Genomic DNA, 540 nt, shown 5'->3' with positions numbered 1-540 from the left:
CAGGTTGGACAGCCAGAACTGGACGGGTTCGGGTTCGGTGGCGGGCCATTCGGCCAGCAGCCAGTGCACGGGCAGCTCCGGTCCGGCGGTGTTTTTGCGGATCTCGCGTCCGGCGGGCCGGATCCGCAGGGCCACGAAGCGGGAGTACATGCGCTTGACGCCGCTGCGGCCGCTGCCTGGGCGGGAGCCTTCCCGCCACTGCGCTGGCCGGGCTGCCTGCTTGCCGGCCGCGATGACCAGCTTCTTCACCGTATGGGCCGGCTCGGGGTAGGCGGACTGAGGCCGTGGGCCGCGACCGCCGTAAGGCGGGGTGTGCGGCCGTGCCGTTTCCGGCTGGGCGGTGGTCGTGGTGGAGATGCCGACCGCGTAGCTGAGGCCGCGTTCTTCCAGGCCGAGGCGGAAGGCTGCCGCATCGCCGTAGCCGCCGTCGGCGACGACGAGCGGGACCTCGACGCCCCACGATCTGGTCTCGTCGATCATGTCCAGGGCCAGCTGCCACTTCTCGACGTGCCCGACGTCGGTGGGGATGCCGCACGTGGC

The 540-nt window shown here is 71.7% G+C and carries 1 protein-coding gene; it reads right to left on the bottom strand.

The window, feature by feature from the left end; translation table 11 throughout:
- Positions 1–540: transposase (locus tag ACLJT4_RS42540; RefSeq protein WP_411130536.1), on the bottom strand; the 540-nt coding region annotated here is incomplete at both ends.

This window comes from Streptomyces sp. x-19 (genome assembly GCF_046549115.1).
Taxonomy (GTDB): Bacteria; Actinomycetota; Actinomycetes; order Streptomycetales; family Streptomycetaceae; genus Streptomyces; species Streptomyces albulus_C.
Note: the sequence above shows the minus strand (reverse complement) of the source record. Positions and strands in the feature narration are given on the sequence as shown.